This is a genomic window from Flavobacterium sp. (assembly GCF_044339515.1).
Taxonomy (GTDB): domain Bacteria; phylum Bacteroidota; class Bacteroidia; order Flavobacteriales; family Flavobacteriaceae; genus Flavobacterium.
Map to the genome: position 1 here is coordinate 20,747 of NZ_JBIIVK010000046.1, position 7,583 is coordinate 28,329.

A 7,583-nucleotide genomic window follows, 5' to 3' on the forward strand; every position below is an offset into this window, starting at 1 on the left:
TTTTTAATTATTGATTTTTGGAAAATAAATTCAAATAAATAAACATTCATTTCAACCAATATTTTGTTAAACAACTACTGCCATCTTGTCATATTTTCAATTTTAGTATTATCTTTGCACACTGATTTCAGATAAAATCGATTATGGAGAAGATCATAGAAGAAAACAAGCAAGGAACCAGCTTGGTTTTAGCACAAAAAGAAGGCAATACAAAAAAGCTATTTATAGAAAGTTATGGCTGTCAGATGAATTTTTCGGACAGTGAAATTGTAGCTTCTATTTTACATGAGCAAGGGTATAATACCACACAAAACTTGGAAGAAGCCGATTTGGTTTTGGTGAATACCTGTTCCATTCGTGACAAAGCAGAGCAAACGGTTCGCAAGCGTTTGGAAAAATATAATGCCGTAAAAAAAATCAATCCAACTATGAAAGTAGGTGTTTTGGGTTGTATGGCTGAGCGTTTGAAAAGTCAGTTTTTAGAAGAAGAAAAAATTGTAGATATGGTTGTAGGACCAGATGCCTACAAAGACATCCCAAACTTATTAAAAGAAGTAGAAGAAGGTCGCGACGCCATCAACGTGATTTTATCTAAAGAAGAAACTTATGGTGATATTTCTCCGGTTCGATTGAATAGCAATGGAGTAAATGCATTTGTTTCCATCACACGCGGATGTGATAACATGTGTACGTTTTGTGTGGTTCCGTTCACTCGCGGTCGCGAAAGAAGTCGTGAACCCCAAAGTATTTTGGAAGAAATAAAAGATTTATACGATAGAGGTTTCAAAGAGGTAACGCTTTTAGGTCAAAACGTAGATAGTTATTTATGGTATGGCGGCGGTTTGAAAAAAGATTTTGACAAAGCCACCGAAATGCAAAAAGCAACAGCCGTTGATTTTGCTCAATTGCTTGAAATGTGTGCCCTACAATTTCCGAAAATGCGTTTTCGTTTTTCTACTTCCAATCCGCAAGATATGCATGTGGAAGTAATTGAAATCATGGCTAAATACCATAATATTTGTAACTATATTCATTTGCCTGTACAAAGTGGCAGCACAAGAATTTTGAAAGAAATGAACCGTCAACATACGCGAGAAGAATACATGGCATTGGTAGATAAAATATATGAAATCATTCCTGATATTTCGCTTTCTCAAGATATGATTTCCGGTTTCCCAACAGAAACTGAAGAAGACCATCAAGACACCTTGAGTTTGATGGAATATGTGAAATATGATTTCGGATTTATGTTTGCCTATTCGGAACGACCCGGAACATTAGCTGCAAGAAAAATGGTTGATGACGTGCCGGAAGAAGTAAAGAAAAGACGATTAAATGAAATCATCGACTTGCAGCAAAAATTAGGTTTGGAGAGGACCAAACGCTTTTTAGGTCAAGAGGTGGAAGTGTTAATTGAAAAAGAATCAAAACGTTCTAACGAACATTGGAGCGGAAGAAACTCGCAAAACACCGTGGTAGTTTTTCCAAAAGAAAATTACAAAGTGGGTGATTTTGTGATGGTAAAAATCAACGACTGTACTGCTGCCACTTTGATTGGAGAAGCGGTTGGATATTCAGAAATAATGCAATAATTTTTGTTTCAGGTTTCAAGTTTCAGGTTAATTCCTCAACTTGAAACCTGAAAATTGAAACTTCAAACAAATCATGGAATCCGTTCAAAACATAAAACAACGATTTGAAATCATCGGAAATGATCCGAAACTCAATCGTGCGATAGAAAAAGCCATTCAGGTCGCTCCTACCGACATTTCGGTTTTGGTAACCGGAGAAAGTGGTGTGGGAAAAGAAAGTATTCCGAAAATAATTCATTCGCTTTCACATAGAAAGCATGGAAAATATATTGCTGTAAATTGTGGAGCCATTCCGGAAGGAACAATTGACAGTGAATTGTTTGGTCATGAAAAAGGTTCGTTTACCGGTGCAACCGGAGCACGTGACGGTTATTTTGAAGTAGCCGATGGCGGAACCATTTTTTTGGACGAAGTGGGCGAATTACCGCTAACTACCCAAGTTCGTTTACTACGTGTTCTTGAAAATGGAGAGTTCATTAAAGTAGGTTCATCTCAAGTACAAAAAACGAATGTTCGCATCGTTGCGGCCACCAACGTTAATATGTTTGACGCTATTGAAAAAGGAAAATTCCGTGAAGATTTATATTATCGTTTGAGCACAGTCGATATTAACTTACCACCTTTACGCGAACGAAAAGATGACATTCATTTATTGTTCAGAAAATTCGCTGCCGATTTTAGTCAGAAATACAAAATGCCACCCATCAGATTAGATGATAATGCGGTTGATTTATTATTGAAATATCGCTGGAGCGGAAACATACGTCAGTTGCGTAATATTGCAGAACAAATTTCGGTTTTAGAAACCAATCGAAACATTTCTTACCAAACATTATATGCTTATTTACCGCAAGAAGGTTCCAATCTTCCTGCAATCATAAAAGATAAAAAAGCGGAAAGCGATTTTAGCAACGAACGTGAAATTTTATACAAAGTACTTTTTGACATGAAAAGTGATTTGAATGATTTAAAAAAACTCACGTTAGAATTAATGCAAAATGGCAGTTCCAAAGTACAGGAAGCCAATAAAAATTTAATTCAGAAAATTTACGGTCAAAAAGAAGATACTGAAATTGCTTTTGAAGAACCAAGGATGAGTGTGATTCCATCCCAAAATAATTCACAACAAGAGGAGTTTGAAGAAGAAGATGACGATCAAAACTATCTTTTTGCTGAAACGGTTGAAGAAGAAGAAACATTGCGTTTGGATGCTAAGGAAATCGAACTCATTAAAAAAGCATTAGACCGAAACAAAGGAAAACGCAAAGCAGCAGCAGATGAATTAGGTATTTCGGAACGCACTTTATATCGAAAAATTAAACAATTTGATTTATAAAATAATGAAAGAAATCATCAAATACTGTCTATTCATACTAGCAATTATTTCCATTAATAGTTGTAAATACTACAACTTCACCGGAACAGGAAAGATTGATGCAGAAACGTTTCAAGTCAATTATTTTCAAAATAATGCGGAATTAATTGAACCCGGTCTTGAACGTGATTTTACTATTGCTCTACAAGAATTAATTGTCAATCAAACCAATTTGAATTTAACCACTAGCGGTGCCGACTTAATTTATGAAGGAGAAATTACAGGTTTCAGAATTTCACCCATGACTGCTACTGCCGATCAACGAACGGCTCAAAATAGGGTAACCATGACCGTTAATGTGCGATTTACCAATACCAAAAAAGAAGAAGATGACTTTGAAAAATCATTTTCGTTTTTCTACGATTATCCGGCCGAGCAACAATTGATTGGTCCCACGTTAGCTGCCGCAAAATTGGAGCTTTTTGAAAGAATCACGCAAGATATTTTTAATGCATCACTAGCAAAATGGTAGAATATGTAGTTTAGCAAGTTTACCATGTTAATTTTCCATAAATTTGAATAAATTTGTCAGACAACCAACAATAGACAACTGAATTGAACCTATCTGAATATACATACTTACTCAACAACCCTAATGCGGTGAATGAAAAGCAAGCCAAAGCTTTGGAAACTGTTGTGGAAAGTTTTCCTTATTTTCAAAGTGCTCGGGCGTTGTATCTAAAAGGGTTGTATAATCAAGATAGCTACAAATACAATTTTGCATTAAAACAAACGGCTGCTCACACTGCTGACAGAAGTGTTCTGTTTGATTTTATTACATCTGATGAATTTACAATTATTGAAAAAGATATTTATGAGAAAAAGTTAGCCTTACTCATGGATATTGAAGTGGTAGAAAGCGAAATTCATCACATAGAAGAACTGGTCTCAGAAAAAACAGATGAAATTAATGCTCCTGAAGTATCATCAATTCCGGTTAAACCAACCGTTGAATTTGAATCTTCTGAGATTGATTTTGTGAGATTGGAAAACACTCCAGTTATTGATGAAGTTTCGGAAGAAATCACTCTTACTGAAATCGTTCCGACAGAAATTGATGAAGTTATAACTATTTCTGCTGAGGAAAAAACAATTTCTGAATCATTAGTTGAAGAAGAAACAGAAGAAGAAGAACCTATTTCAATAGAAATTTCAAAGGAAAATAATGAAGAAACAATTTCCATCGACCAAAACAGTTTTGAATCTTCAAATAAAGAAATAATTCCCGAAATAGAAGAAAAACTTGAAATCGGAAAACCAATTGCGTTTTCACAAAACGAAAAACATTCATTTCAAGAGTGGTTACAATTGGCAAGTTTTAAACCCATTGAACGAATTGAAGAGAAAAAAGAAACACTTTCAATTCAAAATTCAGTTCAAAAAGAGGAAAAAAAGCAAGAAAACACCAATAATAAACTAAAAAAATTAGAAATAATTGATAAGTTTATCGAAGCGAATCCAAAAATAACACCGGCTAAAGAATTAGTTGATTTGCCTTCAAAACCAATAGAGACAAGTGATACCACACATTTGATGACCGAAACGCTGGCTCGGGTTTATTTAGAACAAAAAAAATATAGTAAAGCAATTCAAGCTTATGAAATATTAATTTTGAAATATCCGGAAAAAAGTATTTTCTTTGCAGACCGAATTAAAGACATTAAAATTTTACAACAAAATAATCAATAGCATGGGATTTTCAGTTTTTTTAGTACTTATAACAATTGTTTGTTTTTTACTTATTGTAGTTATCATGGTTCAAAACCCTAAAGGAGGCGGTTTATCCTCTACTTTTGGAAACTCTCAACAAATTGGTGGAGTTCAAAAAACTACTGACTTTTTAGATAAAAGCACTTGGACATTGGGTATCATTTTGATTGCTTTGATTATGTTTTCAAGTTTAGCTTTCAATGACAATAATGATAGCATTAAAATTGATAAAAGTGCTGTTCAAGCCAAAACAGAAACTTCTGCTCCAGCTGAAACTCCTGCTCCTGCACCGGCAGCCACTCCAGCTCCAGCAGAAACTGCTCCGGTAACAGAATAATCATATTTTTGAATATAATATTAATGTCCCGAATTTTCTTCGGGACTTTTTTTTTGAAAGCATCATGCTGAAAAAATGTCAGTTTAAATCAATTGGCATAATTTCTGTCTGTAAAGAAAGCGTCAAACTTAATTTAATTAAACTATAGAATAATTATGTCAGTAAACATTAAACCCCTTTCAGACCGCGTTTTAGTGGAGCCGGCTGCAGCCGAAACAACTACAGCCTCAGGAATTATTATTCCGGACACTGCCAAAGAAAAACCACAAAAAGGAATTGTTGTGGCAGTTGGAAATGGTAAAAAAGACCATACGATGACCGTAAAAGTTGGCGATACCGTTTTATATGGTAAATATGCCGGAACCGAATTAAAATTGGATGGAAAAGATTACCTCATCATGAGAGAGGATGATATTCTAGCAATTGTATAAAAAGTTTCAATTAAAAACAACAAACAAATTTAAATAGTTATAAAAATGGCAAAAGATATAAAATTCGACATTGAAGCACGTGATGGTTTAAAACGTGGTGTTGATGCCTTGGCAAACGCAGTAAAAGTAACTTTAGGACCAAAAGGTAGAAATGTAACTATCAGTAAATCATTTGGTGGACCAACAGTAACCAAAGATGGTGTAACCGTTGCCAAAGAAGTTGAATTAAAAGATCCATTAGAAAATATGGGTGCTCAAATGGTAAAAGAAGTTGCTTCAAAAACCAATGATTTAGCAGGAGACGGAACAACGACGGCAACAGTTTTAGCTCAAGCCATCGTTAAGGAAGGTTTGAAAAACGTTGCTGCTGGAGCTAACCCAATGGATTTAAAAAGAGGAATTGACAAAGCGGTAGAAGCGATTGTTACTGATTTAGGTAAACAAGCTAAAGAAGTAGGAAGTTCTACTGAAAAAATCAAACAAGTAGCTTCAATTTCTGCGAATAATGATGAAGTTATTGGCGAGTTAATCGCAACGGCTTTCGGAAAAGTTGGTAAAGAAGGTGTAATTACTGTTGAAGAAGCTAAAGGAACAGATACGTATGTGGATGTGGTAGAAGGAATGCAGTTTGACAGAGGTTATTTATCGCCTTATTTTGTGACCAATCCTGAAAAAATGAATGTAGAATTAGAAAATCCATTCATTTTATTATATGATAAAAAAGTTTCTTCTTTAAAAGAATTGTTACCTGTTTTAGAACCGGTAGCTCAATCCGGAAAACCATTATTGATTATTGCTGAAGATGTGGATGGAGAAGCTCTTTCAACGTTGGTTGTGAATAAATTACGTGGAGCCTTAAAAATTGCTGCTGTAAAAGCACCTGGTTTTGGTGACAGAAGAAAAGCGATGTTGGAAGACATTGCCATCTTAACCGGAGGAACTGTAATTGCAGAAGAAAGTGGTTATACTTTAGAAAATGCAACATTAGAAATGTTAGGAACAGCTGAAAAAGTTTCTATCGACAAAGACAATACAACTATAGTAAACGGAGCAGGAAATGGTGATTTGATTAAAAATAGAGTGAACCAGATCAAAGCTCAAATGGAAACCACAACGTCTGATTATGACCGCGAGAAATTGCAAGAGCGTTTGGCTAAATTAGCAGGAGGTGTTGCCGTTCTTTATGTGGGTGCTGCATCTGAAGTAGAAATGAAAGAGAAAAAAGACCGTGTTGATGATGCTTTACACGCAACCAGAGCAGCCGTTGAAGAAGGAATTGTTGCCGGTGGCGGAGTAGCTTTATTGAGAGCTAAAAACGTTTTAGCCACTTTAAAAGCTGATAATGCAGATGAAGCAACCGGAATTCAAATTGTTTCCCGTGCAGTAGAAGCTCCATTGCGAACCATTGTTGAAAATGCCGGTTTAGAAGGTTCTGTTGTTGTAGCAAAAGTAGCCGAAGGAAAAGGTGATTTTGGATATAATGCTAAAACAGATGAATATGTTGATATGCTAAAAGCAGGTATCATAGACCCGAAAAAAGTAACTCGTGTAGCTTTAGAAAATGCCGCTTCGGTTGCCGGAATGATTTTAACTACTGAATGTGCTTTGGTTGAAATTAAAGAAGAAAATGCCGGAGGCGGAATGCCAATGGGAGGCGGAATGCCAGGGATGATGTAATCTTCCATATGTTAAAATTAAAAATCCGTTAGTTATTATTTCTAACGGATTTTATTTATATTTGATTTTAAATCATATGCTAATGGTATTTTTAATAGAAGTCTGGGAATTTATAAAAAACAATTTTTCGAATACGCTTTTGATTGCTGTTACTGGATATTTTATTCAAAGAAATCATAAACTTAAAGATGAATTAAAGTCAGAAAAAAACAAATTTTTTGCAGAAAATTTTACTAAAAGTTGTAATGCGTTGTTTGACTTACTCTCCGAAACGAGAAATAAGTTCCAATTTACCACAAATGAATTAATTACTTTATCTACAAATATAAAAAAATATTGATTGTCCGTTATTAGTCATAACCCTGTAATGCTTGCTATCACTAGCCTGTCGAATAATTTTTCTTCAAAATACCGTCTATTAAGCTTGTAAACGAACTCATTTAGGTATAATTGTAAATATT

At 34.7% G+C, this 7,583-nt stretch carries 7 protein-coding genes and 1 pseudogene; 7 read left to right on the forward strand and 1 reads right to left on the reverse strand.

Annotation, left to right across the window (positions count from 1 at the left end; genetic code table 11):
• Positions 1-143: 143 nt before the first annotated feature.
• The 7 genes from miaB to groL all read left to right on the forward strand — a co-directional run bounded on the left by miaB (position 144) and on the right by groL (position 7,122).
• Entirely contained in the window at positions 144-1,592 is a 1,449-nt protein-coding gene (miaB, locus tag ACIQ0M_RS12135; protein ID WP_396152594.1) for a tRNA (N6-isopentenyl adenosine(37)-C2)-methylthiotransferase MiaB, read from the forward strand.
• A gap of 73 nt (positions 1,593-1,665) precedes the next feature.
• Positions 1,666-2,928 carry a sigma-54 interaction domain-containing protein gene (locus tag ACIQ0M_RS12140; protein ID WP_396152596.1) on the forward strand — a complete coding sequence of 421 codons (1,263 nt, stop codon included), beginning with the start codon at positions 1,666-1,668 and terminating at the stop codon, positions 2,926-2,928.
• A 4-nt stretch (positions 2,929-2,932) separates the two neighbouring features.
• Positions 2,933-3,439: an LptE family protein gene (locus tag ACIQ0M_RS12145; RefSeq protein WP_396152598.1), complete on the forward strand. Its 507-nt coding sequence runs from the start codon at positions 2,933-2,935 to the stop codon at positions 3,437-3,439.
• Between the two features lie 83 nt (positions 3,440-3,522).
• A complete protein-coding gene (locus ACIQ0M_RS12150) occupies positions 3,523-4,656 on the forward strand; it encodes a tetratricopeptide repeat protein (RefSeq protein WP_396152600.1) in 1,134 nt (377 codons plus the stop codon).
• A gap of 1 nt (position 4,657) precedes the next feature.
• On the forward strand, positions 4,658-5,014 hold the full coding sequence (secG, locus tag ACIQ0M_RS12155) for a preprotein translocase subunit SecG (RefSeq protein ID WP_396152602.1): 357 nt from the start codon (positions 4,658-4,660) through the stop codon (positions 5,012-5,014).
• Between the two features lie 155 nt (positions 5,015-5,169).
• The gene (groES, locus tag ACIQ0M_RS12160) at positions 5,170-5,445 is read left to right on the forward strand and encodes a co-chaperone GroES (protein ID WP_291092071.1); all 276 of its coding nucleotides are present in this window, start codon (positions 5,170-5,172) and stop codon (positions 5,443-5,445) included.
• A 45-nt stretch (positions 5,446-5,490) separates the two neighbouring features.
• Complete coding sequence (gene groL, locus ACIQ0M_RS12165; RefSeq protein WP_396152604.1) at positions 5,491-7,122, forward strand: chaperonin GroEL; 1,632 nt, start codon at positions 5,491-5,493, stop codon at positions 7,120-7,122.
• A 354-nt stretch (positions 7,123-7,476) separates the two neighbouring features.
• Here the strand turns inward: groL and ACIQ0M_RS12170 are convergent.
• Positions 7,477-7,583 (reverse strand): annotated as a pseudogene (locus ACIQ0M_RS12170) (IS1595 family transposase); the annotation flags it as partial.